Origin of the sequence: Skermania piniformis (genome assembly GCF_019285775.1) — a bacterium.
Classification (GTDB): domain Bacteria; phylum Actinomycetota; class Actinomycetes; order Mycobacteriales; family Mycobacteriaceae; genus Skermania; species Skermania pinensis.
This window is the reverse complement of sequence record NZ_CP079105.1, coordinates 18,644-45,334: the sequence shown is the minus strand read 5'-3', so window position 1 is coordinate 45,334 and position 26,691 is coordinate 18,644. Positions and strand designations below refer to the sequence as shown.

General features: G+C 70.0%; 26 protein-coding genes and 1 pseudogene. 14 read left to right on the top strand and 13 right to left on the bottom strand.

Annotated features, from left to right (window positions below; genetic code table 11):
- Nucleotides 1-6: 6 nt before the first annotated feature.
- The gene (locus KV203_RS00220; RefSeq protein ID WP_066472130.1) at nt 7-885 is read right to left on the bottom strand and encodes a rhomboid family intramembrane serine protease; all 879 of its coding nucleotides are present in this window, start codon (nt 883-885) and stop codon (nt 7-9) included.
- Nucleotides 886-890: 5 nt separating this feature from the next.
- Complete coding sequence (locus KV203_RS00215) at nt 891-1,418, bottom strand: peptidylprolyl isomerase (RefSeq protein ID WP_066472298.1); 528 nt, start codon at nt 1,416-1,418, stop codon at nt 891-893.
- Between the two features lie 70 nt (nt 1,419-1,488).
- On the opposite strand from KV203_RS00215, the gene KV203_RS00210 reads away from it, so the two are divergent.
- Together KV203_RS00210 and KV203_RS00205 are read left to right on the top strand one after the other, a co-directional pair.
- Nucleotides 1,489-1,953 carry a hypothetical protein gene (locus KV203_RS00210; protein ID WP_157079857.1) on the top strand — a complete coding sequence of 155 codons (465 nt, stop codon included), beginning with the start codon at nt 1,489-1,491 and terminating at the stop codon, nt 1,951-1,953.
- A 269-nt stretch (nt 1,954-2,222) separates the two neighbouring features.
- On the top strand, nt 2,223-7,445 hold the full coding sequence (locus KV203_RS00205) for a non-ribosomal peptide synthetase (protein ID WP_218821009.1): 5,223 nt from the start codon (nt 2,223-2,225) through the stop codon (nt 7,443-7,445).
- Here the strand turns inward: KV203_RS00205 and KV203_RS00200 are convergent.
- From KV203_RS00200 to KV203_RS00175, 6 genes are all read right to left on the bottom strand, one after another.
- Nucleotides 7,442-8,248: an ABC transporter permease gene (locus tag KV203_RS00200; RefSeq protein ID WP_066472145.1), complete on the bottom strand. Its 807-nt coding sequence runs from the start codon at nt 8,246-8,248 to the stop codon at nt 7,442-7,444. The two genes, KV203_RS00205 and KV203_RS00200, sit on opposite strands and share 4 nt — an antisense overlap.
- Nucleotides 8,245-9,225 carry an ATP-binding cassette domain-containing protein gene (locus KV203_RS00195; RefSeq protein WP_066472148.1) on the bottom strand — a complete coding sequence of 327 codons (981 nt, stop codon included), beginning with the start codon at nt 9,223-9,225 and terminating at the stop codon, nt 8,245-8,247. The genes KV203_RS00200 and KV203_RS00195 overlap by 4 nt, the downstream gene beginning before the upstream one ends.
- 101 nt (nt 9,226-9,326) lie before the next feature.
- On the bottom strand, nt 9,327-10,538 hold the full coding sequence (gene dinB / locus KV203_RS00190) for a DNA polymerase IV (protein ID WP_066472150.1): 1,212 nt from the start codon (nt 10,536-10,538) through the stop codon (nt 9,327-9,329).
- Between the two features lie 27 nt (nt 10,539-10,565).
- The gene (locus KV203_RS00185) at nt 10,566-10,754 is read right to left on the bottom strand and encodes a hypothetical protein (RefSeq protein WP_157079858.1); all 189 of its coding nucleotides are present in this window, start codon (nt 10,752-10,754) and stop codon (nt 10,566-10,568) included.
- A complete protein-coding gene (locus KV203_RS00180) occupies nt 10,736-10,921 on the bottom strand; it encodes a hypothetical protein (RefSeq protein ID WP_157079859.1) in 186 nt (61 codons plus the stop codon). The genes KV203_RS00185 and KV203_RS00180 overlap by 19 nt, the downstream gene beginning before the upstream one ends.
- A 112-nt stretch (nt 10,922-11,033) precedes the next feature.
- The gene (locus tag KV203_RS00175) at nt 11,034-11,795 is read right to left on the bottom strand and encodes a helical backbone metal receptor (RefSeq protein WP_066472159.1); all 762 of its coding nucleotides are present in this window, start codon (nt 11,793-11,795) and stop codon (nt 11,034-11,036) included.
- Between the two features lie 109 nt (nt 11,796-11,904).
- Here KV203_RS00175 and icmF point away from each other — a divergent pair, with 109 nt between their 5' ends.
- The 4 genes from icmF (at nt 11,905) to KV203_RS00160 (ending at nt 16,533) form a co-directional block, all read left to right on the top strand.
- On the top strand, nt 11,905-15,168 hold the full coding sequence (gene icmF, locus KV203_RS00170) for a fused isobutyryl-CoA mutase/GTPase IcmF (protein WP_066472160.1): 3,264 nt from the start codon (nt 11,905-11,907) through the stop codon (nt 15,166-15,168).
- Nucleotides 15,169-15,264: 96 nt separating this feature from the next.
- Nucleotides 15,265-15,621 (top strand): hypothetical protein, encoded by a 357-nt coding sequence (locus KV203_RS00165; RefSeq protein ID WP_066472163.1) that lies wholly within the window; start codon nt 15,265-15,267, stop codon nt 15,619-15,621.
- A 128-nt stretch (nt 15,622-15,749) separates the two neighbouring features.
- Nucleotides 15,750-15,878, top strand: coding sequence for a hypothetical protein (locus KV203_RS19895; RefSeq protein ID WP_255246956.1), 129 nt, complete (start codon nt 15,750-15,752; stop codon nt 15,876-15,878).
- A 34-nt stretch (nt 15,879-15,912) separates the two neighbouring features.
- On the top strand, nt 15,913-16,533 hold the full coding sequence (locus KV203_RS00160) for an NUDIX hydrolase (RefSeq protein ID WP_246600355.1): 621 nt from the start codon (nt 15,913-15,915) through the stop codon (nt 16,531-16,533).
- 50 nt (nt 16,534-16,583) lie between these two features.
- On the opposite strand, the pseudogene KV203_RS19485 reads toward KV203_RS00160, so the two are convergent.
- Nucleotides 16,584-16,670 (bottom strand): annotated as a pseudogene (locus KV203_RS19485) (hypothetical protein); the annotation flags it as partial.
- Here KV203_RS19485 and KV203_RS00155 point away from each other — a divergent pair.
- Genes KV203_RS00155 through KV203_RS00145 form a run of 3 tightly spaced genes read left to right on the top strand, consistent with a single transcriptional unit; the run spans nt 16,630 to nt 18,633 of the window.
- On the top strand, nt 16,630-16,806 hold the full coding sequence (locus KV203_RS00155; protein ID WP_246600994.1) for a DUF433 domain-containing protein: 177 nt from the start codon (nt 16,630-16,632) through the stop codon (nt 16,804-16,806). The pseudogene KV203_RS19485 and the gene KV203_RS00155 overlap by 41 nt on opposite strands.
- Nucleotides 16,807-16,838: 32 nt before the next feature.
- Nucleotides 16,839-17,168: a DUF5615 family PIN-like protein gene (locus tag KV203_RS00150; protein ID WP_157079860.1), complete on the top strand. Its 330-nt coding sequence runs from the start codon at nt 16,839-16,841 to the stop codon at nt 17,166-17,168.
- Between the two features lie 46 nt (nt 17,169-17,214).
- Nucleotides 17,215-18,633, top strand: a complete 1,419-nt coding sequence (locus tag KV203_RS00145; protein WP_246600353.1) for an FAD-dependent oxidoreductase — start codon at nt 17,215-17,217, stop codon at nt 18,631-18,633.
- A gap of 192 nt (nt 18,634-18,825) precedes the next feature.
- Here the strand turns inward: KV203_RS00145 and KV203_RS00140 are convergent, their stop codons facing one another.
- Together KV203_RS00140 and KV203_RS00135 are read right to left on the bottom strand one after the other, a co-directional pair.
- The gene (locus tag KV203_RS00140) at nt 18,826-20,349 is read right to left on the bottom strand and encodes a flavin-containing monooxygenase (protein ID WP_066472169.1); all 1,524 of its coding nucleotides are present in this window, start codon (nt 20,347-20,349) and stop codon (nt 18,826-18,828) included.
- 14 nt (nt 20,350-20,363) lie between these two features.
- Nucleotides 20,364-21,419: an AraC family transcriptional regulator gene (locus KV203_RS00135; RefSeq protein WP_083530173.1), complete on the bottom strand. Its 1,056-nt coding sequence runs from the start codon at nt 21,417-21,419 to the stop codon at nt 20,364-20,366.
- Between the two features lie 80 nt (nt 21,420-21,499).
- Between KV203_RS00135 and KV203_RS00130 the strand changes: the two genes are divergently transcribed.
- On the top strand, nt 21,500-22,519 hold the full coding sequence (locus tag KV203_RS00130; RefSeq protein WP_066472171.1) for a zinc-dependent alcohol dehydrogenase: 1,020 nt from the start codon (nt 21,500-21,502) through the stop codon (nt 22,517-22,519).
- A 26-nt stretch (nt 22,520-22,545) separates the two neighbouring features.
- On the opposite strand, the gene KV203_RS00125 is transcribed toward KV203_RS00130, so the two are convergent.
- Nucleotides 22,546-22,983 (bottom strand): MarR family winged helix-turn-helix transcriptional regulator, encoded by a 438-nt coding sequence (locus KV203_RS00125; protein ID WP_066472311.1) that lies wholly within the window; start codon nt 22,981-22,983, stop codon nt 22,546-22,548.
- A 79-nt stretch (nt 22,984-23,062) separates the two neighbouring features.
- Between KV203_RS00125 and KV203_RS00120 the strand changes: the two genes are divergently transcribed.
- The 3 genes from KV203_RS00120 (at nt 23,063) to KV203_RS00110 (ending at nt 25,584) form a co-directional block, all read left to right on the top strand.
- Nucleotides 23,063-24,895, top strand: a complete 1,833-nt coding sequence (locus tag KV203_RS00120) for an ABC transporter ATP-binding protein (RefSeq protein ID WP_246600343.1) — start codon at nt 23,063-23,065, stop codon at nt 24,893-24,895.
- A 75-nt stretch (nt 24,896-24,970) separates the two neighbouring features.
- Nucleotides 24,971-25,198 (top strand): hypothetical protein, encoded by a 228-nt coding sequence (locus tag KV203_RS00115; RefSeq protein WP_066472176.1) that lies wholly within the window; start codon nt 24,971-24,973, stop codon nt 25,196-25,198.
- Complete coding sequence (locus KV203_RS00110; RefSeq protein ID WP_066472179.1) at nt 25,195-25,584, top strand: hypothetical protein; 390 nt, start codon at nt 25,195-25,197, stop codon at nt 25,582-25,584. The genes KV203_RS00115 and KV203_RS00110 overlap by 4 nt, the downstream gene beginning before the upstream one ends.
- 17 nt (nt 25,585-25,601) lie before the next feature.
- Here the strand turns inward: KV203_RS00110 and KV203_RS00105 are convergent, their stop codons facing one another.
- Nucleotides 25,602-26,009 (bottom strand): PPOX class F420-dependent oxidoreductase, encoded by a 408-nt coding sequence (locus KV203_RS00105; RefSeq protein WP_169797521.1) that lies wholly within the window; start codon nt 26,007-26,009, stop codon nt 25,602-25,604.
- 167 nt (nt 26,010-26,176) lie between these two features.
- Between KV203_RS00105 and KV203_RS00100 the strand changes: the two genes are divergently transcribed.
- Nucleotides 26,177-26,689, top strand: a complete 513-nt coding sequence (locus tag KV203_RS00100) for a methylated-DNA--[protein]-cysteine S-methyltransferase (protein ID WP_066472183.1) — start codon at nt 26,177-26,179, stop codon at nt 26,687-26,689.
- Nucleotides 26,690-26,691 lie beyond the last annotated feature (2 nt).

The following is a 26,691-nucleotide window of genomic DNA, read 5'->3' as shown; positions in this document are numbered from 1 at the left end:
CGTCGGCTACAGCCCCAACTCGGTGCGCAACTGGGCAGCTCGCACCAGCACGACGCCGACCGCCAGCAACCCGATCGCGCCGACGGCCATCCACCCGGCCCGCCGGCCGGCGGCGGAATTGCCGCCGCCCGGGGCGAACAACAGCGCCGCGCTCGCGGCGGTTCCGGCGGCCAACCCACCGAGATGGCCCCACAGCGAGATCCCCGGCAACGTCACGCTGATCAGCACGTTGATCGCGATGACCGCGACGACCGGCCCCGGACTGCGGCGGAGGCGTAACAGAATCATCGCCTGGGCGCCGAAGAGCCCGAAGATCGCCCCGGACGCCCCTGCGGTCGCCGAATTCGCCGACTGAAAAGCCATCACCGCGGCCGCGCCGCCGAGCATCGATACCGCGTACACCGCGAGGTAGCGGCCCCGGCCCAGCACGTACTCCACATCTCGGCCGACGATGTACAACGCGAGCATGTTGACCAGCAGATGCACCGGACCGAAATGCAGGAAACCGGAGCCGATGATCCGGCCGTATTCCCCGGCGGCGACCGCGACCGGCCACAACTCCCAGTCCCGGAACAACGCCGAGCCCGCGTCGTTGTCGACCAGGCTGTGCGATTGCGCCGCGGTGAGCCCGAACACCAGCGTGTTCACCGCGATCAAGATCGCGGTGACCAGCGGGGTCCGGGACGCTACGGCGCCGGTCGGCGTCCGAATCGGGCGCACCGTCGCCTGTTCGGCCGCTACACAATCCACGCAATGCTGACCGACGACGGCGGTGCGGAGGCAGTCGACACAGGCCGGCCGGCCGCAGCGGACACAGCTCAGTCCGGTCGGCCGATCCGGATGCCGAACACAGTATCCGGCGGCCGGCAGCGCCGTCGGGTCCATCGCCGTCAGGCCCGGGTGACCCGCTCGATCACCACCGGATCGGCCGGTCGGTCCGCCCGGTCGGTCGCCGTCCCCGCGATGGCATCGACCACGGCACGCGAGTCGGCGCTCAGCACCTCACCGAAAATCGTGTGTTTGCGATTGAGGTGCGGGGTGGGAGCGACCGTGATGAAGAACTGGGAACCGTTGGTGCCCGGGCCGGCATTGGCCATCGCGAGCAGGTACGGCCGGTCGAAGCGCAGCTCCGGGTGGAACTCGTCGCCGAACTCGTAGCCCGGTCCGCCGGTCCCGGTGCCGAGCGGGTCGCCGCCCTGGATCATGAATCCCCGGATCACCCGATGGAAGGTGCTGCCGTCGTAGAACGGGCCGTCCGCGGTTCCGCCGGCGTTCCGGGCGGTGTACGGCTTCGAACCGTCGGCGAGGCCGACGAAGTTCTGCACCGTCTGCGGTGCGTGGTTGCCGAACAACGCGATCTCGATGTCGCCCCGGTTGGTGTGCAGTGTCACGGTCTCGGTGCCGTTGGGTGCGCTCACCCGACCCATCCTGCCAGCCGCGCCGTCGGCATCCCGCGCCAGGCGTCGCGGCTGTGCCACAGTGGATAGCATGATCCACCTCCGCTCGGCCGGCCACAGCACCGAGCCCGCCGCCGTACCCGAATCAGCCGACGCTGCCGAGCCGGTCGCCACGGGGGTATCGCAGCCCGCGATATCGCAGCCCGGCCCCAGCCTGCTCCGCACCGGTGCCGGGTTCTTGCTCCGGGGCTCGGGCGGAGTCGGCCTGCTACTTGCCCGATCCGGGTTCGCGCTCGCCCGCAGCGGCATCCGGAGCCTCAAAGCAAATGATCAGCAATCGAGCCTGCCGGCCGCACCTGACCAGGCCGGCCGGCGCTCCCGGCTGCGGGTCGCAATCGGTGCCGGGCTGCTCGCGGCTGCCTTGGGTGGCACGGCGGCCGTCGTCCGCAGTCGGCGGCGCGCGGTACCCGAACCCGCCCCCGAGCCACCCCGCCTGCAGCCGTCCCTGAACGGGTCGGCACCGCACCGGCCGGCGAACGCCCCGGCGACCCCGTAACCCGGCCGGCGCCGACCGTGCCGTAACCCGCGCTCGCGCCCGGCCGAACCGGCTGCCTTCAGCCCGAACCCGCACGCCCCCAGTCGATCTGGGGGCGTTTTCGGCATACCCGGATGTTCCCGCCGGAACCGCCGAGCATCGCCGACACATCACGCTTTCGATCCCGTCTGGCGATCGTCCGCCGACCACCAGTATCGTCTTGCCCAGCAAACCGAATGTCACCTCGTTTTTCCCCATCCGGGGTGACCGGTCGCCCGAAAGGGGTGGGCATGGTCCACGGCGCTGTCAGCACGGTTCGACCCGCGCGGTTGCGCGCTCGACGGACCTCGGGCGACCGCCTGGTAAACCTGCTGAACGCCGCGGTCGAAGCCGGTCCGGACCGGCTCGCGGTGATCGACGGCAACACCCGGCTGACGTACCGCCAACTCGACGAGCAGTCCGCACAGCTGGCCCGGCTGCTGATCGCCCGGGGCGCAGCTCCGGAGACCGTCGTCGCGATCGCGGTTCCGCGCAGCCTGACCGAGATCCTGAGCGTCTGGGCGGTGGCAAAGACCGGCGCCGCGTTCGTCTTGATCGACCCGGCCGGGCCGACCGCGCGGATCCGGCAGTTGTTGGCGCCCGCCCGCCCGTTGTTCGGCCTGACCGTCGGTAGCCCGGTCGCGCTCGCCGACACCGGCGTCTCCTGGCTCGATCTGCGCGATCCGGCGATCGCGGCCGCGGTCAACTCCGCCTCGGCCGAGCCGATCGCCTACTCCGACCGGCTTCGGCCGCTGCGCGCCGCACACCCCGCCTACCTGAGTTTCACCGGGCCGGCCGCCACCCCGCGCGCGGTGGTCGTCACCCATGCCGGGCTGGCGCCGCTGTGCACCGAGCTACGCCGCCGATTCGACGTCAACGGCACAGCCCGCACCCTTGCCTTCGCCGCACCCGGGTCCGACGCCGCCGTGCTGGAGCTGCTGCTCGCCGTGTGCGGCGGCGCCACCTCGATCATCGCGCCGCGGTCGGTCGCCGGCGGGGCCACGCTGACCGCCCTGTTGGCCCGCAGCGAGGTGACCCACGCCTATCTTCGGCCGGCCGCATTGACCGCCATCGATGCCGACGAGCTGCCGAAACTGCAGGTGCTGATCACCGACGGCGAGCCGCTCGCCGACGATCTGGTCACCCGGCTCACCGGCGCCGGCCGGCGGGTGCACATCCGCCGCGGTCCGGTCGAGTACACGGTCGCGTCCAGCATCAGCGACCCGCTCCGCCCCGGGGCACCGATCCCGGCCGGTCCCGCGGTCACCGACGCCGTACCGCACATCCTGGATGCCCGGCTGCAGCCGGTCGGACCCGGCGAACCGGGCGAGCTGTATCTGGCCGGGCCCGGCCTGGCTCGGGGCTACCGGGACCGCCCGGGCCGCACCGCCGGCCGGTTCGTCGCGAACCCGGCGGGCGGCCCCGGGGCCCGGATGTTCCGCACCGGCGAACCGGTGCGGTGGACCGATGCCCGGCAGGACCTGATCGAATATCTCGACCCGGCGCCCGCCGTAGCGGCGGCCACCCCCGAAGCTCCGGCGGAGGCCGGCCCCACGGCGCTCGTACCGGCACCGGAACCGGCACCGATCCCGCTGTCGCCCGAACAGCGGCGACTCTGGCTGCTGAACCGGGAGAACCCCGGAAATCCCGCGGACAATCTGCCGCTCGCCTGGCGGTTGACCGGCGACATCGACCCGACGCTGCTCTGGGCGGCCTTGCGGGATGTGGTAACCCGCCAACAGATCCTGCGGACCATCTTCCCGGCCGGCGTCGACGGGCCCTACCAGCGAGTGCTCCCGGTCGACGCGGTGCTGGGTCGGCCGTACCTGGTGCCGGTCACCGAGACGGACCTGCCGGACGTGCTCGACTATCTCGCTGCACAGGCCTGTGACGTGGCCGAACGGGTGCCGCTGCGAGCGCAACTGCTGCGGCTGGGCGACCACGAGCTGGTGCTCGCGGTGGTCCTGCATCGGATCGTCGCCGACGACGCCTCGGCGGCCGCGTTCGCCCGCGATCTGGCCGTCTGCTTCGCCGCCCGCCGGACCGGCGCGGATACCGAACCGCCGGCGTTGCCAACCCAGTACGCCGACTATGCGTCTGCTCGACCGCAACGGCTGCGCCACGACCACCGCGGCCCGGATCGGCAATTCGAACGAATCGAGCTACCCGCCGATCGGCCGCCACCCGCCCTCGCGTCCGGATCGGGTGCGGCGGTCGCGCTCCAGCTGCCGGCCGCGGTGCACGCCGACCTCCGCCGACTCGCTCGCACCCACGGCTCCACCCTGCCGACCATGCTCCGGACCCTGCTCGCGGTGCTGCTCGCCCGACTCGCCGGAACCACCGAGGTGTCGGTCGGCGAACTCGTCGCCGACCCGGACGCGCCGACCGACACGGTGATCGGACCGTTCGCCGAGTCCGTGGTGCATCGCTATCGGATCGATCCGACCGAGTCGATGACCGCGCTGGTCGAGCGGACCTGCCGGGCCGAGCCGGAACCGATCGGTCAGGCATCGTGGCAGGTCGGGTTCACCGTCCGACACCGGACCGGCCGGCTGGATCTGGTCGGGATCACCGCGACCCGGATCGAACCCGGCACCGTCAGCACCCGCGCCGATCTGCGGCTGGTCCTGGACGGCGATCGAGCCGACGCTCGACCCGGACCGCTGGAACTACGGCTCGAGTACGCCACCGACCGGTACGACGAACGAACCGTCCGCGGCTTCGCCGAGCGTTTCCGACAGTTGGCGATCGCCGCCGTCGCGAGCCCGCCCGTCGCGATCGGCGACCTGGACTGGCTCGGCACGAGCGAACGGGCCCGGCTGAGTGCCGGGCTCGGCCGCACCGGGCCGGCCGGAGGCATCCTCGCCGACCGGTTCGCCGACCGCCCGGTCCGTAACCGACACGCGCCCGCCCTGCTGGGACCCGGTGTGTTGTGGAGCCGGCCCGAGGTGACCACCCGGGTGAACCGGCTGGCCCGGTGGCTGATCGGCCACGGGGTCGGGCCGGAAACGGTGGTGTGGCTGGCCCTGCGACGCAGCCCCGAACTCGTGATCGCGCTGCTCGCCGTCACCGTTGCCGGTGGCGCCTGCCTGCCGGTCGACCTCGATGCGCCCGCGCGCCGCAACGGCCGGTTACGCGCGGTGACCGACCCGAAACTGATCCTGACCCGCAGCGCCGACGACTTCCCGGACGCGATTGCGGTGGACACGCTCGACCTGGATGCGCTGCCCGCCGACCGGGTCACCGACGCCGAGCGGGTCGCGCCGCTGCGCGCCACGCACCCGGCCTGGTTTGCCACCGCGACCGACGCCGACCCCCGACCGCTGGTCACCGTGCTGACCCAGGAAGCGCTGGCCGATCAGCTCGACTGGCTCGGCGAGGTGGTCGGGCTGGACGCCGACGACACCGTGGTGCCCACCGGTCCGCCGACCGCCGACACCGCCGCCTGGGAGTACCTCGCGGTGCCGCTGGCCGGGGGCACGCTGGTACTGGCCGAACCCGACGCGGCGGCCGACCCGGCGCACCTGCTCGACCGGATGACCGAACATCAGGTCACGCTGCTTTTCAGCACCCCGGCGCAGCTCGAGGCGCTGCTCGCCACTGCGGCAATGCACCGATTGCCGCCGAGCCTGCGGCGGGTCGTCACGACCGGCCCGGACGAACTGTCCGCCGCGGCGGCCGAGCAGGTGGCCGGCCCGAACCTGGGGCTGGTCCACCATCCGACGCCGGTCACCCGCGGCACCCGCAGCTACGTGCTGGACGCTCGGCTACATCTGTGCCCGGACGGCGTGGCCGGCGAGCTCTACCTGGCCGATCCGGTGGCGCGCGGCTATCGCGGCCGGCCCGGCCGAACCGCCGAACGATTCGTCGCCGATCCCTACGGCGCGGCCGGCCGGATCTATCGCACCGGGACGCTGGCCTGCCGCAATCCGGACGGTAGTCTCGGCGTGCTCGGACCGGCTCGGCCGACCGAGGCCGCCGAACCGGACGAGCCGGCGACCGAGCCCGCGCCGCGGACCATCGGCTACGCCGCGCCGCGAACCGCTCGCGAGGCCCTGCTGGCAACGGTTTTCGCCGAGGTGCTGGGCGTCGACCAGGTAGGCCTGGACGACGGGTTCTTCGACCTCGGCGGGGATTCGCTGCTGCTGTGCACCCTCCGGACCCGGCTGGCCGAACGGGCCGGAATCCAGTTGCCCATATCGCTGCTCGCCGCGGTGGACACGCCGCGCGGGCTGGCCGCGCAGTTCCTGCCGGATCCCGGCACCCCGAACGACGCCGACCCCCGCCGTGCCGACGCGATACTGTCCCCGACGATCGACGTCACCGGGTGTGTTCCGGTGCGGCACGGTGCACCGCGGGCGATCCTGTTGACCGGCGCGACCGGGTTCCTCGGTACCCGGCTGCTCGCCGAACTGCTCACCCACACCACCGCAACATTGTTCTGTCTGGTCCGGGCCGATAACGAAGCCGCAGCGACCGCACGGCTGGTAGCGGCCATGCACCGCTACCGGGTGGCCCCGGGCCCCCTGGATGATCGGGTGGTGCCCCTGCCCGGCAACCTGGCGGCGCCGTACCTGGGGTTGGGGGCCGAGGTCTTCGATCAGCTGGCCGACACCGTCGACGTGATCTTCCACGCCGGCGCCCGAGTGGATCAGCTGGCGCCGTACCGGACCCTGCGGGCGACGAATGTGGTCGGAACCGAGACCCTGCTCCGGCTGGCCGGCACGCGGCGGATCAAGCCGGTGCACTACGTATCCAGCAGCAGTACCGCGGTCGGCCTGGCCGCCGATTCCGTCGTTCCGGAACAGCCGTACCCGGCGGCGAGCCGGCTGCCACGGTCCGGTTACCTGGCCGGGAAATGGGTCGGCGAACAGCTGGTTCTGGCCGCTGCGCAGTGTGGCGTGCCGGTGGTCGTGCACCGGGCGAGCCGGCTGGCCGGCGACGTGGCGGGCGGCGCGAACAATCCGTACGACCCGCTGTGGCAGCTGGCCCGGGCGATCGCGATCCTCGGGGTAGCTCCCCGTCGGGCGGACTACTCCACCGACCTGATGCCGGTCTCGTTCGTCGCCGCCGCGATCGTCGCGATCGCGGTCCGCGGTCCCCGCGAGCAGCTGTATCACCTGACCGGCGGTACCCGGGTCGGGTTGGTGGAGCTGGTCGCGGCGCTGCAGCGGCGCGGACACCGGATCGAGGTCGTCGCACCGCACGAGTTCGCCACGCGGCTCACCGCGGAGGCCGATCGCCGCTCCGCGGCGGGCGACGACTCGCTGGTCCACGCAGCCCTCCTGGCCACCGCGCTGGACACCAGCGCCGCGCAGCAGGAACCGGTCTTCGACAATCGGAACGCCCGGGCGGCACTGGCCGGCACGGTGATCGGCTGCCCGGCGATCGACGAGTCGGCACTCGATGCCTATCTCGATTACTTCGCCGGCATCGGGTTCCTGCCCGCCGCCCGGCAGCCGGCCCCGGTCTAGCGGCCGACCGCCCGCTGGTACTGCCGAATCGCCAGCGGTACGAAGATCGCCAGCACCAGCGCCGACCAACCCACCGTGGTCAGCTCGGCATGTTGCAAGGGCCACACGGCCGGCTCGGGCACCGCCGGGTTGACGTTGCCGAATCGTTCCCGGGTCGCCTGGACCAGCGCCGAAATCGGGTTCCACTCGGCGATCACCCGCAGCACGGTCGGCAGCTTCTCGGTGTCGACGAAGGTGTTCGCGATGAAGGTCAGCGGAAAGATCACCATGAAGCTCGCGTTGTTGAACACCTCGGGGGTCGGGATGATCAATCCGACCACCGCCATCACCCAGGACAGCGCGTAGGCGAACAGCAACAACAGGAGGAAGCCGATCAGCGCATCCCAGACCGACGTGCGAATTCGCCAGCCGACCAACAGTCCGGTCAACGCCATGACCACCAGGCTGATCACATTGATCACGACATCACTGAGGGTTCGGCCGAACAACACCGCTGACGGCGCCATCGGCAACGTACGGAACCGGTCGATGATGCCCTTCTGCATATCCTCGGCCAAGCCCAGACCGGTCCAGGTGGAGCCGAAGACGACCGTCTGCGCGAAGATCCCGGCGATCAGGAACTCCCGGTAGCTGGTGCCTTGCTGCTCGCCGATCGCGGCACCGAAAACATAAGCGAACAGCAGGACGAACATGACCGGCGACATGATGGTGAATACCAGCAGGTCGGGCACCCTTTTGATCTTGATCAAGTTGCGCTTGGCGATGGTGAGCCCGTCACCCACGGCCAGCTCCACACTATTCATCGCACGTCCTCTCGCGCGGCGTCCCCCACCGCTGTCTGGTCGGATTCGTGCCCGGTGAGCGCGAGGAACACGTCGTCCATCGTCGGGCGGCGCAGTCCGACGTCGCGCACCTCGACCCCGCGCGAGGCCAATGCACCGATCGCTTCGACCAGCACGCAGGCGCCACCGGACACCGGCACAGTGAGCCGCCGGGCAACCGGATCGTCCTGAATCTGCCCGCGGGCGAACGGGGCCAGCGCCGCGGCGGCATCGCTCATCGAGCCCGTCTCCGCGACCACCAGCTCGACCCGCTCGCCACCCACTCGATCCTTCAGCTCGTCGGGGGTGCCTTCGGCGATCACCGAACCCCGGTCGAACACGGCGATCCGTTCGGCCAATCGGTCCGCTTCCTCCATGTACTGGGTCGTCAGCAGCAGCGTGGTGCCCTGGGCCACCAGGCCGTCGATCACCCCCCACAAGTCCTGCCGGGCACGCGGGTCGAGACCGGTGGTCGGCTCGTCCAGGAACAAGACCTCCGGCTCGGCAACCAGCGCGCCGGCCAGATCCAGCCGACGCCGCATTCCACCGGAATACCCCTTCACCGGACGGTCGGCGGCATCGACGAGGTCGAACATCGTCAGCAGTTCCCGGGCGCGCACGCGCGCCCGCGCGGCGCCCAGATGGTAGAGCCGGCCGACCATGTCCAGGTTCTCGAAGCCGGTCAGGTATTCGTCGACGGCGGCGTACTGACCGGAAGCGCCGATCCGCGCCCGCAACGCGCGGGCATCGGTGACGACGTCCAACCCCGCTACGCTCGCTCGCCCGGCGTCCGGCTGCAACAGGGTGGTCAACACCCGGACGGTCGTGGTCTTGCCGGCGCCGTTCGGGCCGAGCAAACACATGACGCTGCCCTGCGGTACCCGCAGGTCCAACCCGGCGAGCGCGACCACCTTCCCGTACCGCTTGACCAGACCCTCGGCAACGATGGCATCGGCCATGGCTCGCCACCTTCCCTTCCGCCCGAAACGTCCGATTCGCGTAGCTCGAACTCTTCGCCCGACAGTATTCACCGACCCACCGACAGGAACGGCCGGCCCGGTCAATCCGGGAGTATCGGTGGACTCGGCCCCTGATCCCGGCCGAGCAACGCGCCCCGGGTCACCGCGGCCGGACCGTACCGATCCCGGACCGCGTCCAGCGCAGCATCCACCGACCGCCCGGCCCGCTCGGTGAACGGCAACTCCAGCTGAATCGCGCCCTCGCGATCCAGATTGGTCAACGACAATCCGATCAGCGTCAGCCCGCGGGCCCGGATCAGCGGCGCCGCCGACGCCAGCAGCCCGCGCGCCGCCTCCAGCACAGCGGTGGTGTCGTCGGTCGATTCGCGCAATGTCCGGGACCGGGTGATCCGGCGGAAATCGTCGAACCGGAGCCGCAACACCACGGTCCGGGTGACCCACCCCGCGTCGCGCAGCCGCTTGCCCAGGCGATCCACGATGCCGGCGATCATCACCTCGAGCTCGGCGTCCGAGCGCGGGCCGCGCCGCAGGGCCCGCTGCGCGCCGATCGATCGGCGGCGCCGCCCGGCCTCCACCCGGCGCGGATCATGAGCCAGCGACAGCGCATACAGGTGCCGCCCGGCACCTCGGCCGAGCAACGCGGCCAGCGGCCGCTCCCCGGTCCGAGCCAGATCACCGATCGTGCGGATGCCTCGATCCCGGAGCCGCTGCGACGTCACCGGACCGACGCCCCACAGCCGTTCGACCGGCAACGGGTGGAGAAAGTCGAGTTCGCCGGCGGGCGGCACCACCAAGAGGCCGTCCGGCTTGGCTACCGCACTCGCCACCTTGGCCAGAAACTTGGACCGCGCGACACCGACCGTGATCGGCAGGCCCACCTCGTCGCGCACCCGGGCGCGCAGCACCGCGGCGATCTCCGCCGGCTCGCCGGCCAGCCGCCGCAATCCACCCACATCGAGAAACGCTTCGTCGATCGAGATGCCCTCGACCAGCGGCGTCACGTCGCGGAACACCGCAAACACCGCCTTGCTGGCCGCGGCGTACGCCTCGAACCGCGGCGGCACGACGATCGCCTGCGGGCAGAGCCGGCGCGCCAACCGGCCGTTCATCGGGGTCCGCACGCCGTACGCCTTGGCCTCGTAGCTCGCCGCGAGCACCACCCCGGCGCCCACCACGACCGGCCGGCCACGCAACGCGGGATCGTCGCGTTGTTCCACCGCGGCATAGAACGAATCCAGGTCCGCGTGCAGGATCGTCGCTTCGCTGCGTTCGGCAATCGGGGACACGAACATATGTTCGCATCGGCTACCGACACGCGGTCAGGTGTCGTCCTGTTCCAGCAGCTCGAGCAGCAATCGGGCCTGCGCCGGATCACTCTGCCGAGGCCGCTCGGCGTCCGTCGCCGGGACCCCACCGGATGCCCGGAAATCGGCCTGCGGCCGCCGGACCACGCGCAGCTCCGGCGCCGGCTCCACCGGTTCGTCCGGCCCTATCTCGACAGCATCCACTCGTCACTACCGTCGTCGTGGATCACGTGGCACCAGAAGCTCGCATGCGATAGCCCGTGCACCTGCCAGCAGTCCATCTCCAGGGCCGCCGCCGATGTCGGGCCGACCAGGACGCCCGCCACCGGAAGAGCCGCCGAGAGCGCGAGCGTGTACAGCGTTTTGCGCATAGTGAGCCCCCTCACCTCGACACGCCTCATTCTTTGACCGAGCACGGCCGGAATAGCCGCCGCTGAGCAGACTACAGGTCTTTCCAGATATGTAAAACAGTCGATGGGTCGGTTATATCCGGCCGCGACCCGGCGGCAGTTCGGAAAGCCGCTCCCGCGCACCCAGCAGCGACGGCCCGTACCAGGTGAGGTCTCGACCCGAGACGAGGACGGTCGGTAGCTCGGCGAATGCCTCCGGTCCGTCGTCGGCCGCGAACGGATAGGGCTCGTCCGGGAGCAGGACGACGTCCGGGCTTTGCGACAACAGGTCGGCGAGCGGCAGCCGGGGGTAACGGTCGGGATGATCGGCGAAGACATTCCGGTAACCGAGTCGATGCAGCAGATCCCCGGTGAAGGTGGACCGGCCGACCACCATCCACGGATCCCGCCAGACCGGCACCACCACCGCGCCACGGTCGGGCGCCGGGCCGGCCCAGACTCGTTCGGCGGCGCCGAGCCAGTCCGGCACCCGCCAGCCGAGTGCCTCGGCGAACATCCGGCGCAGTGAATCGAATGCCTGGTCCAGGGTCTCGATCCGGGTCACCCAGACCGCGAGCCCGGCCGCACGCAACCGTTCGACGTCGCGCCGCCGGTTCTCCTCCTGATTGGCCAGCACGACATCCGGCGCCAGCGCCAGCACCGCCCGCAGGTCCGGGTTCTTCGTCCCGCGCACCCGGGGCACCGCCAGGTCGGCGGGGTGCGTGCACCAGTCGGTCGCGCCGACCAGCGCGGCCGGGTCGGTGCCGGCCACCGATTCGGTCAGCGAGGGCACCAACGAGACGATTCGGCGGGCCGGGCCGGACCGCGCAAAGGGTGCGCCCAGGTCGTCCCGCATGTTTGCTCCGAATTTACTCTGATGTCCGAGTATTTATCCCCCGAGTATTTGGGGTTAGACTAATTCCGAACCCGCTCTCCCGCCACTCGACGCCTGCCAGGGACCTCCGATGACCGCTGAGCCGATCCCCACCGCACTGCACGTTCCCGCCCGCCCGATCCGGGTGCTGTCCGCCGCCGCCCTCTTCGACGGGCACGACGCGGCGATCAACATCATGCGCCGCATCCTGCAGTCGCAAGGCGCCGAGGTGATCCACCTGGGGCACAACCGTTCGGTCGAGGAGGTGGCGATCGCCGCGATCCAGGAGGACGTGGATGCTGTCGCCATCTCGTCCTACCAGGGCGGACACGTCGAGTTCTTCGCCTATCTGGTGCAGACCCTCGCCGAGCGCGGTGCAGGACACATCCGGGTGTACGGCGGCGGCGGCGGCACCATCGTGCCGGAGGAGATCGAGTACCTGCACGGCATCGGTGTCGCCCGGATCTTCTCCCCGCAGGACGGCCAGCAGCTCGGCCTGGCCGCCATGGTGAACCTGATCCTGGCCGAGTCGGACACCGCTCCGGCTGCCCCGCCGCCCCCGGACCGGGTGCAGGCCGGGGATCAGGCCGCGCTGGCCCAGATGATCAGCGCGATCGAGCGCAACGCGATCGACGACGCTGCGTTGACCCGGCTGCGCAGCCGGGCCGGCGACGCCGTGGTGTTGGGCATCACCGGCACCGGTGGCTCCGGCAAGTCGTCGCTCACCGACGAACTCGTGCACCGGCTGCGGATCGACCAGCAGGACAAGGTCCGCGTCGCGGTGCTCGCCGTCGACCCGACCCGCCGGAAAGGCAACGGCGCGTTGCTCGGTGACCGGATCCGGATGAACTGCCTGACCGACGGTCAGGTCTACTTCCGCTCCCTGGCCACCCGCGGCTCCGGCACCGAGGTGCCGGATCGACTGCCCGATGTCGTGACCGCCTGCAAGGCCGCCGGCTACGACCTGATCATCATCGAGACCCCGGGCATCGGCCAGGGTGATTCCAATGTGGTCGATCTGGCCGACCTGTCGCTGTATGTGATGACCGCCGACTTCGGCGCCGCATCTCAGCTGGAGAAGATCGACATGCTCGACTTCGCGGACGTGGTGGCGATCAACAAGTTCGAGCGGCGCGGCGCCGACGACGCCCGCCGCGACGTCGCCCGGCAGCTGGTCCGCAACCGCGAGGCGTTCGGCTCCACCTGGGAAGACATGCCGGTCTACGGCACCTCGGCGGCCAGCTTCAACGACGACGGGGTCACCGCGCTGTACCACCAGCTGCGCGACGACCTGGCCGAGCGCGGGCTGAAGGTTGCCGACGGGGTGCTGCCGCGCACCGACACCAAGGTGTCCACCGGTCTGTGGGCACCGATCCCGGCCCGGCGGGTGCGGTACCTCGCCGAGATCGCCGACACGGTGCGCGGCTACCACGAGGCCACCGAGGCGGCGGTCGCGCTGGCCCGGCAGGTGCAGGCGCTGCGCATCAGCGCCGAACTCGTCGACGCCCGAACCGAACTCGACACCAAGGCGGCCGAGCTCGACGCCCGGCAGACCCCGAGCGACCGCGCCGCGATCGCCGACTGGCCGGCACTGGCGGCACAGTACGCCGGCGCCGAGCAGGTCGTCGTGGTCCGGGACACCGAGATCCGTACCCAGCTGCGCCGCACCTCGCTGTCCGGTAGCTCGGTGCCTCGGGTGGCGTTGCCCCGGTACACCGATCACGGCGAGTTACTGCGCTTCCTGCGCGGGGAGAACCTGCCCGGCCGGTTTCCGTTCACCGCCGGAGTGTTCCCGTTCAAGCGGGAAGGCGAGGATCCGGCCCGGATGTTCGCCGGCGAGGGCGACGCGTTTCGCACCAACCGCCGGTTCCATCTGTTGTCGGCGGGACAGCCGGCGGCCCGGCTGTCCACGGCGTTCGATTCGGTGACCCTCTACGGCCGCGATCCCGATCCGCGCCCGGACATCTACGGCAAGGTCGGCACGTCCGGGGTATCGATCGCGACGGTCGACGATATGGCCGCGCTCTACGCCGGATTCGACCTGCTCGCGCCGACCACGTCGGTCTCGATGACGATCAACGGCCCGGCCCCGACCATCCTCGCGTTCTATTTCAACACCGCGATCGAGCAGCAGGTCACCGCGTTCACCGAGCGGACCGGGCGCGTCCCCGATGCCGCCGAACGCGCCGAGCTGACCGCGAAAACCTTTGCGACGGTGCGCGGGACGGTGCAGGCCGACATCCTGAAGGAAGATCAGGGGCAGAACACCTGCATCTTCTCCACCGAGTTCTCGCTGCGGATGATGGGCGACATCCAGGAGTGGTTCATCGCCAACGGGGTACGCAACTTCTATTCGGTCTCGATCTCCGGGTACCACATCGCCGAGGCCGGGGCGAACCCGATCAGCCAACTGGCGTTCACCCTGGCCAACGGCTTCACCTACGTCGAGTCGTATCTGGCCCGCGGCATGGCCATCGACGATTTCGCGCCCAACCTGTCGTTCTTCTTCTCCAACGGGATGGACCCGGAGTACACCGTGATCGGCCGGGTCGCGCGGCGGATCTGGGCGATCGCGATGCGAGACCGGTACGGCGCGAACGAGCGTTCGCAGAAGCTGAAGTACCACGTGCAGACCTCGGGCCGGTCGCTGCATGCGCAGGAGATGGCGTTCAACGACATCCGCACCACTCTGCAGGCGCTGTGTGCGCTCTACGACAACGCGAACTCGTTGCACACCAACGCCTACGACGAGGCGGTCACCACCCCGTCGGCCGACTCGGTCCGCCGCGCCCTGGCCATCCAGCTGATCATCAACCGGGAGTGGGGCCTGTCGATGAACGAGAACCCGCTGCAGGGTTCGTTCGTCGTGGACGAGCTCACCGACCTGGTCGAGGAGGCGGTGCTGCGCGAGTTCGACCGGATCAGCGAGCGCGGCGGCGTGCTGGGCGCGATGGAGACCGGGTATCAGCGCGGCAAGATCCAGGACGAGTCGATGCGCTACGAGCAGCGCAAACACGACGGCAGCCTGCCGATCATCGGGGTGAACACGTTCCGCAATCCCAAGGGTGACGCGGACGGGCACGCCGAGCTGGAACTGGCCCGCGGCACCGAGGCCGAGAAGCAGTCCCAACTGGACCGGCTGGCCGATTTCCACACCCGACACCGCATCGACGCCGAGCAAGCGCTGGCCCGGCTGCGCGCCGCGGTGATCGGCCTCGGCGACGGAACCGATGGGACGAAGGCCGAGCGGGAGAACGTGTTCGCGGTACTGATGGACGCGGCTCGGGTCTGCTCGCTCGGCCAGATCACCGACACGTTCTTCGAGGTGGGCGGGCAGTACCGGCGCAACGTGTAGGCGCGAAACGCGCCAGGCCACCGGCTGCGGAAACGACTCGCATCGATGCACGACGCGGCATAACGTGGGTGCTCCCCCAGCGATAAGGACCGGACCATGTCGATACCCACCGTTTCAGCCGCAGTCCGAGCAGTCGCAATCGCCCTGACGGTCGGTGCCGGTTCCCTCCTCGGCGGCGCCGGAATGGCGTCGGCCGACGTCGCGCCCGGCACCTACACGTCGACGACGCTGGCCGGTGGTCTCGTGCTGTTGCAACGGGACGCTCACGTCGAAGGTGGCGACCTGGTCCTGATCGGGCGTTACCCGATCCATCCGACGCCGAGTGGCGGCTATGCCGATGTCTTCCCCGGCCACCAGGTCGTCATGACCAGCGACGGACACGGCGGATACGCCGGCCCGGCATATTTCGGCGGAGTGCTGATCGGATCGATCCTCTTGACACCGCACAACTGACCGCGATCCGGTCCGGTCGCCTGCTCGACGCGACTCGGCCGTCGCGCGAGCGCGGGTCGCCGGCGTAACGGGAAAGGCCGACGCGCGGATCCAGGTAGAGAGGACCCGCACCCGCAACGGAGTATTCGATGGCCGACATCATCAACTTTCTGTTCATGAACCACGATCCGCTGTACAACGGCGCCCGCGCCTTCTCCGACGCGACCTGCGTCGTGATCCGCGCGCTGGGCGGCGTCTGCAACAGCTATTTCGCCTGACCCCGCCATAGCCGAGGTGGCTAACCTGCACGACGTGCAGGTGCATTCTTTCCCGGACCGGGCTCGATCGCGGCTGACCGCGATAACCCCACGTCGGCTGGACCGGCCGGCGCTGACGCACGCCGCGGTGGCGATCGCGATCGTCGAACCGGCGGCCGCCGGCACCGATCTGGAGCTGGAGTATCTGCTCACCCGGCGCTCCGCCGGGCTCCGTCGACACGCTCGGCAATGGGCGTTGCCCGGGGGCCGTCTGGAACCGGGCGAGACGCCGGTCGACGGGGCGCTGCGCGAGCTGGCCGAGGAGGTCGGCCTCATGCTGGAGCCGGACGCCGTGCTCGGCACGCTCGACGACTACCCCACCCGATCCGGCTACCTGATCACGCCGATCGTGGCCTGGGCCGGTCCGGTCGACCAGCTCCGACCGGACGAGGCCGAGGTCGCCGAGCTGCATCTGCTGTCGCTCGCCGGCCTCGACGTCGAGCCGGAGCTGGAGCGGATTCCCGAGTCGGACAACCCGGTGATCCGCCTACCGCTGTTCGGCCGCTACCTCCACGCGCCCACCGCCGCCGTGCTGTATCAGTTCCGGGAGCTGGTGCTGCACGGCCGGCACACTCCGGTCGCCCACCTGGAGCAGCCGGTGTTCGCCTGGCGCTGAGCCCAGCGCGTTCCCACTCGTCGTGCGGCCTAGAATTGAACGGTGGAATTCACCCGCATAACAGTCGACCCGGAAGTAATGGGTGGTATGCCGTGCATCCGCGGCATGCGCTTTCCGGTGGCGAGTGTTGTGGCGATGTTGGCTGACGGAATGTCGCCACAAGACATCCTCACCGAACATCCCGATCTAGAGCTCGAAGATGTCTCAGAAGCTCTGAAGTACGCCGCAGCGGCGCTCCGCGAGCGGCAACTTCCACTTCGCCGCTCGGCGTGAGGCTGCTACTGGATGAGAATCTATCGCCGGTTGTGGGTGAGCTGCTGATCGAAGCCGGTCACGATGCACGTCACGTACGTGATGTCGATCCAACCGGCACACCCGACGAGGTTGTGATCGAGCACGCGGCGTCGCACGGTCTGATTCTCATCAGCGCCGACACCGACTTTGGGACGCTGCTCGCCCATAGTCACGCGAGCGGGCCATCCTTCGTGCCCATCCGCCGAGCGAGCGGACGACGAGCGTACGAGCAAGCACAGCTACTGATCGAGAACCTTCCGCTCGTCAGCGAGGAACTCGAGGCGGGGGCGATTGTCGTCCTCGGCGAGGACACGATTCGGATTCGTCGCCTGCCGATGTGAGACCGCTGCCGACAGCGTGCGACCGCCTCGACCGTAGGGTAGCCACGTGCATGACACCAGCGGCCCCTCGTCGGACAACGCAACCCGTCGAGTGGTGGTGGTCGGCGGCGACGCGGCCGGGATGAGCGCCGCGCACGCGGCGCTGCGCGGCGCACACGCCCGCGGGCACGCGCTCGACCTGGTGGTGCTCGAGCGAACCGGGCACACGTCGTATTCCGCCTGCGGGATTCCGTACTGGATCAGCGGCGACGTGGCCGCGGCCGACGACCTGGTCGCCCGCACCTACCAGCAACACCGCGACCTCGGCGTCGACCTGCGGCTGGGCACCCGGGCCACCGCCGTCGACCTCGACCGCCGCACCGTCACCGCGATCGATGACACCGAAACCAGCACGATGCTCGAGTTCGACGAGCTGGTATTCGCCACCGGCGCCGCCCCGATCGTGCCGGACTGGGCCCGCACCGACACCGGTGCGCTGATCTCGGGCGTCCATCCGGTGAAGAACCTCGACGACGGCGCGGTCTGGCTCGATCTGCTGGCCCCCCATCGCAACGTTCGGGACGCGGTTATCGTCGGCGGCGGCTACATCGGCGTCGAGATGGCCGAAACGTTGCTGCGCCGGGACGTGCGCACCACCCTGCTGACCCACGGGACGGTTCTGGGCAACCTGGAACCGGTCCTCTCCGATCGGGTCGCTGCCGGCCTCCGGGCGGCCGGGATCGATCTTCGATCGCATACCGAGGTGGCCGGGGTCCAGGTCGATTCCACCGGCCGGGTTCGGGCGGTAACCACCGCCACCGGGGACGAGCTGCCCGCCGACGCGGTGGTGCTGGCCGTCGGCGTCCGACCGGCAACCGAACTCGGCGCGGCCGTCGGACTCCCGCTCGGCAGCGACGGCGGCTATCTGCCCGATCCGACGGGTCGACTCGCGCCCGGGGTCTGGGCGGCCGGCGACTGCTGCGAGTGTCGGCATCGGATCACCGGCGCGGTCCTGTTCGCCCCGCTCGGCACCCACGCGAACAAGCAGGGACGGGTGGTCGGCGACAACATCGCGGGCGGGCGGGCCGAGTTCGCCGGTGTCCTGGGCTCCTCGATCACCCGGTTCGTCGCCGACGGGGTGCATCTGGAGATCTCCCGGACCGGGCTGTCCACCGCCGAGGCTGCCGCCGCCGGGATCGACTACGCCGACCTGCTCACCGAGAGTGACACGGCGAGCGGATACATGCCCGAGGCCGATCCGATCGCGGTGCAGGTGGTCGCCGGGACCGCCGACCGACGACTACTGGGCATGCAGATCGTCGGTGGCCGGGGTGCCGGCAAACGGATCGACACCGCGGCCGCGGCGATCTGGGGCGGGCTGACCGTGGACGACCTGGCCGCGATGGACCTCGCCTACTCACCCCCGTTTGCCACGGTCTGGGACGCGGTGCAGATCGCGGCCCGGCGGCTGGCCGACCGGCTGTAGGCCCGAATCGGCCGCAAACCCGACCGAATCACCCGGTCACCGGCCTATCGTCGACGAGCAGCGGGAACCCAAACGCCAGATCCGGAGTCACCGATGAGCCCCTTGGTCACCATGCTGAACGACGCCGCCCCGTACTGGGTCCCGAGGTTCTGGTCCTACCTCTACGAGAACAGTTCGACGATCAACGACCTGTCACGGAACTTCGGCCTGACGCTCTGCTCGGTGCTCGGCAATGTCGGCTTCGCCTGCAGTACCTGACGCCGGCACACCTGACACCGGGCGGAGCGTGCGGCCGAAGTCGTTGCGGAGCGTGCCGAACGCATCGAGCAGGTAGTTCTGCCGCATCTGCCACGGTGCGCGCGACCCCTGCTTCGGGAAGGCGTCGACCGATCGTCGGATATACCCCGAGGTCAGCCCGAACAACGGGGATGCCGCCATCGGCTTGTCCGCCTCCGGCACGACGGCGTCGATGCCGTTCCCGGCCATCCAGTTCAACACCTTGCACACCAGTCGGGACGACAGGTCGGCGCGCAGCGTCCACGAAAGTCGGCTGTAGCCGATGCAGAACGCGAAGTTCGGAATGCCGCTGACCATCGCGCCCCGCCAGACGAACTCGTCGGCGACGTTCACCGGCCGGCCGTCGATCCCGACCGCGAGACCACCGAACGTTGTCAACTCGAGCCCGGTGGCGCCGACGATGATGTCCGCTTCCAGGACCCGGCCCGAGGTGAGCCGGATGCCGGCGGGGACGATCTCGGCGATCGTGTCGGTGACCACCTCGGCGTGACCGGCCTTGATCGCCTTGAAGATGTCGGCACCCGGCGCCGCGCAGAGTCGCTGCTCCCAGGGCCGGTACGCCGGGGTGAAGTGCTGCTCGACCGCCTCGGCGCCCAGGACCCGCTGCACTCGACCGAGCAGGAACGCGCGGGCGCGGTCCGGAAACCGCTCGCAGTACTGCTGGAACCCGATGTTGAATACGACGTTCTTGACCCGCGCCGCGCGGTGTGCGATCCGCTCGGGCAGGTGGGTACGCAGCCAGTCGGCCTGCCGGTCCCGGCTCGGAACCGCGCTGATCCAGGTGGGACTGCGCTGCAGCATGGTCACGTGCGTGTCGGCCGACGCCATCGCCGGAACAAGGGTCACCGCGGTCGCGCCGCTGCCGATGATCACGACTCGTTTGCCGGCGTAGGCGAGGTCTTGCGGCCAGAACTGCGGATGCACGAACCGACCCGCGAAGCTGTCCGCGCCGGGGAACTCCGGGGCGTGCCCGTGGTCGTAGTCGTAGTAGCCGGCGCAGGCATAGAGGAACCCCGCGCGCACCGTGCGGGTCGTCCCGCCCTGCTCGAGCGTCACCGTCCAGACCCGATCGGCGGTGGACCAGTCGGCGGCCGTGACGCGGGTCCGGTAGACGATCTTCCGGTCGATGCCGTTCTCGACGGCGGTCTCGCGAATGTAGTCGAGGATCGCCGGTCCGGACGCGATCGCTTCAGCGGCTCGCCACGGCTTGAACGGATAGCCCAGGGTGTACATGTCCGAGTCGGACCGCACCCCCGGGTAGCGGAAGAGGTCCCAGGTGCCGCCGAGCATCTCCCGCGCCTCGACGATGACGTAGGTCCGATCGGGGCACTCGGTCTGCAGCCGGTAGGCGGCGCCGATGCCGGACAGACCGGCGCCGATGACGAGGACATCGACGTATTCGGGGACGTGGTATCTCATACTCCGACTGTGGTTCAGGCGTGGGGCGCGCGGTTAGCCCGCGACGACGAGATTTTATCCCCAGGCGACGCTTTCGCCCGCATCTGGGTCGGCGTCTTCCCCCACCACCGCCTGGCGGCTCGCGTGAACGACGGCTGCACATCGAAGCCGACCATCGCACCGATCTGGCCGACCGTGAGGTCGGTCCCGAGCAGCAGGCGCAACGCCTTCTCCCGCCGCGCGTCGTCGACCACCGCACCGAACGTCGTACCCGCTGCGGCCAGCTGCCGCTGCAGCGTGCGCGGGTGCATCAACATGAGCCCGGCCACCCCGTCGAGGGTGGGTGGCGCGACACCGAGCGAATCGAGCACCGGAGTCCGCACCCGGGAGACGAGGTCGTCGCCCCGGTCGCCCGCCCGGCGAGCGAGGTACGCCATCGCCAGCTGGTAGATGGTGTCGTCGCCGCGCCGCAGCTCCCGCTCGGCGACGGCGGCCGGAAAGCGCAGCACCGCGGCGCGCAGCGGACGACCGATCTGCACCGGCGCGCCGAAGAACTCGCGGTAGGTCGCCAACGGGGCGATCGGCGTGTACGGCAGCTCCACGCCGCGCAGACCGTAGGAGCCGCCGCTGATCTGGCTGAGCACGCGGTGCGCGAAGCCCAGCCCCAGATCGGTCGTCTGTACCGGACCGTGCTCGTCGGCCGGCCGGTAGTAGAGCGCGACGATCCCGGACGTCGGGTCCGGGTCTTCGCCGAGCGTGAGGCTGACCGCCTGGCTGTGCACGCCCAGGTACCGCGTCAGGCAGTCCAGCGCCGCGCCGAGGGTCCGGGAGTTGGTCAGCGCGACGGCGAGCGGTCCGAGAACCGACAACGACTGTTTGGCCGCGATCCGAAGCCCCAAGTCGGGGCAGTCCAGGTCGGCCGCCGCGGTTTCGACCAGGGCAGCAGCCGTCGCGGGCGCCACGGTGATGTCGTCCTGATCGAGGCAACCGGCGGGCAGACCGACCTGCATCCGGTAGGCCTCCGGGTCGCCGCCGAGTCCGGTGACGACCTCGCGGAAACCACGTAGCGTTGCCGAGCGCACGAAGGTCACGCGAACTATTGTCGCGCGTGGATAAGAACCCGACGCGCGGAGATAATGTCGTCGGGCCCGTAGCGGCCAGAGTCGATGTCATGAGAGCACTCATGTTCGTCGGCCCGGGCACACTCCGCTTCGACGACGTCGACGCCCCGACCATCGTGCAGCCCACCGACGCGTTGGTCCGCCCGATCGCGGCGACCACCTGCGACCTCGACCACCACGTGATCGGCGGCAAGACGCCGTTCTCCGGGTTCGGACCGTTCCCGCTCGGACACGAGTGCGTCGGCAAGGTCGTCGAGGTCGGCCCCGACTGCGCGGGGGTCGCGGTCGGCGACGTGGTCGGCGTGGCCTGGCATATCGCCTGCGGCACCTGCGCCGAATGCCGCCGTGACCATCCCGCCCGGTGCCTGCGGCACGGCGACGCCCAATACGGCCTCCCGGTGAACGGCCACTGGGGCGGCACCTTCTCCGAGCTGATCCGGGTGCCGTTCGCCGACTACAACCTGCTGAAACTGCCGGACACGATCAATCCGGTGCACCTCGCATCGATCGGCGACAACTTCGCGCTCGGCTGGGAAACGGTGATGCCGACCGTGGCCGGCATGGCCGAGCCCAAGATCGGCGTCTTCGGCGGCACCGGTTCGATCGGCCTCTACGTCGCGGATGTGGCGCAGCATCTCGCGCCGGGGCACGCGATCTACTACGACGACGACCCGGTCCGGATGGCCGTCGCGCAACAGCTCGGCATCGAGGTCCGTGACCTTCGCGACGGCTACGACACCGACCACGACCTGTCGGTCGACACCACCTGCGACCCGGCGAAGCTGAACCAGGTCTTGGGCTCGGTGCGACCCGAGGGCTACGTCAACTCGGTCGGCATCTACTTCGCGCCGGTCGAGATCCCGCTGCTCAGCCTGTATGTGCGCGGCGTCCACTTCCACAACGGCAAAGGTCAGGCACGGCCGGCGATGACGCCGATCCTGGCGAACGTGGTGAACGGAAAGCTCCACCCCGAGATCGTCACCAGCGGTGTCTACCCCTGGGAACAGATTCCCGAGGTGCTGACCAGCGACAACCCCGGACACAAGCCGATCTTCACCCTGGACGGCTGATTGCGCGTTACGGGCACCGGCCCCGACTACCCCAGTCCGGCGATCACCACGGTCAAGATCCGCCGCAACTCGGCTCGGTCGGGGTCGGTCAGCCCGGCGAAGACCGCATCGTGGCGTTGTAGCCGGGCCGCTTCCAGCGTTTCCCACAGCGCCCGGCCCGCGCCGGTGAGCACGACCACCGCGGCGCGCCGATCGTCCGGGTCGGCCCGGCGCTCGACGAGCCCTCGTTCGGCGAGCCCGTCGACCACCTCGGTGGCCGACCGGCGGGTGACGTGCAGCCGATCGGCCAGCTCCGACAGCCGCGGCCCCGCGCCGGATTCGTCGCGCGCGACCACCCCGAGCGCCCGGGCCAGGTGCGGGGACAGCCCGTAGGGCTCCAGCTCTGCGATCCAGCGGCGTCGCGACTCGTGCGCGACCCGCATCACCAACTGCTGCAGGCTCGCATCGTCGGGCGAGTCGGGCATCCGCACGGGAATAGTCTAGCCGGGTGGTCTGGTTGACTCATGGTGAGGTAACCTCATCAATGTCCTCCAGGAGGTGCGCTTGCCGACACTCGACCTTCGCCCCGGCCCGGTCGGGCCGACCCGAAAGAATCCGCAGGATCTCGCCCAGCTGGCCGAACACCCGGTCGCGCCGGCCCGGATCCTGGCCCTGTTCCGGCCCCATCGGCGGGCGCTGACCGGCGTGACGGCGATCATCGTCGCCACGTCGCTGATCGGCCTGGCCAACCCGTTCATCCTGCGAGCTCTGATCGACCACGCGATCCCGCAGCACGACGTCCGGGCCGTCGTCGGCCTGGTCACCGCGATGCTTTCGATCACCGTCGTCACCCAGCTGTTCGGGGTGGTGCAGACCTGGATCGCGACCGGCGTCGGCCAACAGGTGATGCACGGGCTGCGCACGACGCTGTTCGAGCACCTGCAACGGATGCCGCTCGGCTTCTTCACCCGGACCCGCAGCGGCGAGGTGCAGTCCCGGGTGACCAACGACATCAACGCGATGCGCGGGGTGGTCACCGACACCGCGACCTCGATCGCGGCCAATGTGACGACCGTGATCGGGACCGCGGTGGCGATGGTCGCACTGTCCTGGAAGCTGTCGCTGCTGAGCCTGATCGTGCTGCCACCGGCGGTCCTGCTGACCCGTCAGGTGGCCCGGATGCGCCGCTCGATCCAGGCTCGGGCACAGCAGGCTACCGCCGAGCTACAGACCCAGATCGAGGAGTCGCTGTCCATCGGCGGGGTGCTGCTCGGCAAGACGTTGGGCTCCGGACCGGCGCTGTCCGAACGATTCACCGATACCTCGTCGGCGCTGACCCGGCTCGAGCTCCAGGCCGAACTCGCCGGGCGCTGGCGGATGGGCGCGATGTCGATCGTGCTGGCCGCGGTGCCGGCGGCGATCTATCTGGCCGCGGGCCTGCCGGCCACCGGGGCCGGAATGTCGATCGGCACCCTGGTGGCGTTCACCGCGCTGCAGAACGCCCTGTTCCGGCCGTTGCTCGGGGTACTCAATGTCGGCGCCCGGGTGATCACGTCGATGGCGCTGTTCAGCCGGATCTTCGAGTACCTGGACCTACCCGTGGAGATCGCCGATCCAGCGCAGCCGGTGCCGGTGGGCCCTACGTCCGCCGGACACCTGGAGTTCGACCGGGTCACCGTCCGATACCCGGATGCTCCGCAGGCTGCGTTGGCCGAGGTGAGCCTGGACGTGCCGGCCGGCGCTACCGTGGCCCTGGTCGGGGCCACCGGCTCCGGGAAGAGCACCTTGGCCGGGCTCGCGTCGCGGCTGGCCGACCCCACCTCGGGCAGCGTCCGGATCGACGGGACCGATCTGCGCGCGATGCGGCTCGCCGACGTGACGCGGCTGGTCGGCGTGGTCACCCAGGAGAACTACCTGCTGCACACCACCGTGCGGGAAAACCTGCGCGTCGCTCGCCCGGACGCCACCGACGAGCAGATCGTCGCCGCGGCCCGAGCGGCCCAGATCCACGATCTGATCGCCGGGCTACCGGATGGCTACGAGACGGTTGTCGGCGCCCGCGGCTACCGTTTCTCCGGCGGCGAGCAGCAACGGATCGCGCTGGCCCGCACCATCCTGCGCGACCCGCCGATCCTGATCCTGGACGAGGCCACCTCGGCCCTGGACAACACCACCGAACGCGCGGTGCAACGCGCGCTGGACGAGGCCGGCCGTGGCCGCACCGTGCTGACCATCGCCCACCGGCTGTCCACGGTCCGGCACGCCGACCTGATCGCGGTGCTCGACGCGGGCCGAATCGTCGAGCGGGGCACCCATGACGAGCTGATCCGGCGCGACGGGCGGTACGCCGAGCTGGTCCGGGCGCAAGCGGCCCGGGAACCGGCCTACGCCGAATAGTCGGGCCCGCGGCGGATGAGCACTGCACCCGGATCGATACACACTATCGCCCGTGAACGTGTGTAATCTTGCGTCATGCGGTTCAACGTCTCCTTCCCCGACGATCTCCACGCGGAGATCAAGGAAGTGGTCGGCTCGGGTGACATCGAGTCCGAATCGGTCTCCGGATTCCTCGCTATGGCCGCGCGTCGCGCCCTGGCCTATGTCCGCGACGCGCGCACGATGGACGAGCTGTTCGGCCCGGCCTCACCCGACGAGCTGGCACTCGTGGCGAGCATGCGGCGCACCGACACCACCACGTGATCTACGTAGGCTGCGTCTTCGCCGCTCCTGCGCTCGTCGACTTCGCCGCGGGCACCAGCATCTATGTCCGTGCCCGGGTCCGTGCCGCCATCGCCGACCAGGGCACGATCGTGCTCCCGGCCGCCGTCCTGCAAGCCGCCTGGCAAACCGCACCCGAGTCCGCACACCACGTGCTCGATCGGTTACCGACGATGGAGGTCTTCCATGTCGATGATCTCGACGGCGTGATCGCCAAACAGGCCGGATTGCTCGGCGTCACGACCAGCCTGTCGGTCGACCAGGCCCAGGCCGCGTGGTCGGCGCTGGTCCGCGGCTGGCCGCTGCTCACCACCGACGGCGGGGTCTACGCCGCCATCCGGGGGTTGACGATCGAAAGCCTGCCCTGATTCGCGGGCGGCGGACGCTATCCGGTCGGCGGGTCGAGCGTCACCACCACGGCAGCGTCGGTACCGCTGCCTTTGCCGATCAGCTTGGCCATGCTGCCGAACAGCGCGATCGCCCGGAACTGGATGCCGTACTTCTGCTTGATCCGGTCCCGAACCTTGGCGAACGTGGCGTCGTCGGTATGAACTGTCGCGGTACCGGCGAGCACGGCCGCATCGGCCTTCGGCTTGCCCCGACTGTCCGACGGTTGCAACAGCACCGCCGGGTTGTGGGCCAGTCGCTTCACCTTGTAGCTCGACGACGCGGTGGTGAACCCGAGGGTGCCGTCGCCCAGATCCGCGATCCACACCGGCGTGGCTCGGGCCGTGCCGTCCTTCCGGTAGGTGGTGAGGGCCACGTAGTTCGCGTCGGCGATGGATTCAGGCACGGTCCCAGCGTAATCCAGATTCGTCACCTGGCCCGGACGACCGACCTCCGGCGGTGCACACCAACTGCAGTGCACATCAACGGCGGTGCCCGTCTCACGTTCGTCGTCCGGCAGGCGTCTTCAAGGCACAGCGAGGTCAAAGCACACACAGAGATGGGGATCAAGCGATGGATACGCGACATGTCCTGGTGGACACCACGCTCGGTCCGGTCACGATCGTCGCTTCCGGCGACGCGATCACCGGGCTCTACTTCCGGCACCACATTCGGCGGCCGGCGCAACACACGTTCGGCCGCGTGGTCGGCGGCGATCACGATGCACTGCTGGTCGCGGCGGCGGCGCAGTTGCACGAGTACCTGACCGGTGCTCGCCGTGCGTTCGCGCTTCCGTTCGCTCCCACCGGCGACGCCTTCCAGCACGCCGTCTGGCGCATCGTCGCGGAGGTACCGTTCGGTGAGACGACCACATATGGGGCGGTCGCGGAGCGCCTGGGCGACCGGTCGCTCGCGTATCGGGTCGGGCAGGCGGTGGGTGCGAATCCGTTGTGCGTGTTCGTGCCGTGCCACCGGGTACTGGGGGCGACGGGGAAGCTGACCGGTTACGCCGGTGGGCTGGGACGCAAGCGGGCCCTGCTGGACTTGGAGGAGCCCGCCCGGATCAGCGCGGGACGATTGTTCTAGTG

Excerpts from the sequence above, each read along its gene's own strand:
- KV203_RS00220 (WP_066472130.1), bottom strand. The coding sequence starts at position 885 with ATGGACCCGACGGCGCTGCCGGCCGCCGGATACTGTGTTCGGCATCCG.
- KV203_RS00210 (WP_157079857.1), top strand. The coding sequence starts at position 1,489 with ATGATCCACCTCCGCTCGGCCGGCCACAGCACCGAGCCCGCCGCCGTA.
- KV203_RS00205 (WP_218821009.1), top strand. The coding sequence starts at position 2,223 with ATGGTCCACGGCGCTGTCAGCACGGTTCGACCCGCGCGGTTGCGCGCT.
- KV203_RS00200 (WP_066472145.1), bottom strand. The coding sequence starts at position 8,248 with ATGAATAGTGTGGAGCTGGCCGTGGGTGACGGGCTCACCATCGCCAAG.
- KV203_RS00195 (WP_066472148.1), bottom strand. The coding sequence starts at position 9,225 with ATGGCCGATGCCATCGTTGCCGAGGGTCTGGTCAAGCGGTACGGGAAG.
- dinB (WP_066472150.1), bottom strand. The coding sequence starts at position 10,538 with ATGTTCGTGTCCCCGATTGCCGAACGCAGCGAAGCGACGATCCTGCAC.
- KV203_RS00180 (WP_157079859.1), bottom strand. The coding sequence starts at position 10,921 with ATGCGCAAAACGCTGTACACGCTCGCGCTCTCGGCGGCTCTTCCGGTG.
- KV203_RS00175 (WP_066472159.1), bottom strand. The coding sequence starts at position 11,795 with ATGCGGGACGACCTGGGCGCACCCTTTGCGCGGTCCGGCCCGGCCCGC.
- icmF (WP_066472160.1), top strand. The coding sequence starts at position 11,905 with ATGACCGCTGAGCCGATCCCCACCGCACTGCACGTTCCCGCCCGCCCG.
- KV203_RS00165 (WP_066472163.1), top strand. The coding sequence starts at position 15,265 with ATGTCGATACCCACCGTTTCAGCCGCAGTCCGAGCAGTCGCAATCGCC.
- KV203_RS19895 (WP_255246956.1), top strand. The coding sequence starts at position 15,750 with ATGGCCGACATCATCAACTTTCTGTTCATGAACCACGATCCGCTGTAC.
- KV203_RS00140 (WP_066472169.1), bottom strand. The coding sequence starts at position 20,349 with ATGAGATACCACGTCCCCGAATACGTCGATGTCCTCGTCATCGGCGCC.
- KV203_RS00130 (WP_066472171.1), top strand. The coding sequence starts at position 21,500 with ATGAGAGCACTCATGTTCGTCGGCCCGGGCACACTCCGCTTCGACGAC.
- KV203_RS00125 (WP_066472311.1), bottom strand. The coding sequence starts at position 22,983 with ATGCCCGACTCGCCCGACGATGCGAGCCTGCAGCAGTTGGTGATGCGG.
- KV203_RS00115 (WP_066472176.1), top strand. The coding sequence starts at position 24,971 with ATGCGGTTCAACGTCTCCTTCCCCGACGATCTCCACGCGGAGATCAAG.
- KV203_RS00100 (WP_066472183.1), top strand. The coding sequence starts at position 26,177 with ATGGATACGCGACATGTCCTGGTGGACACCACGCTCGGTCCGGTCACG.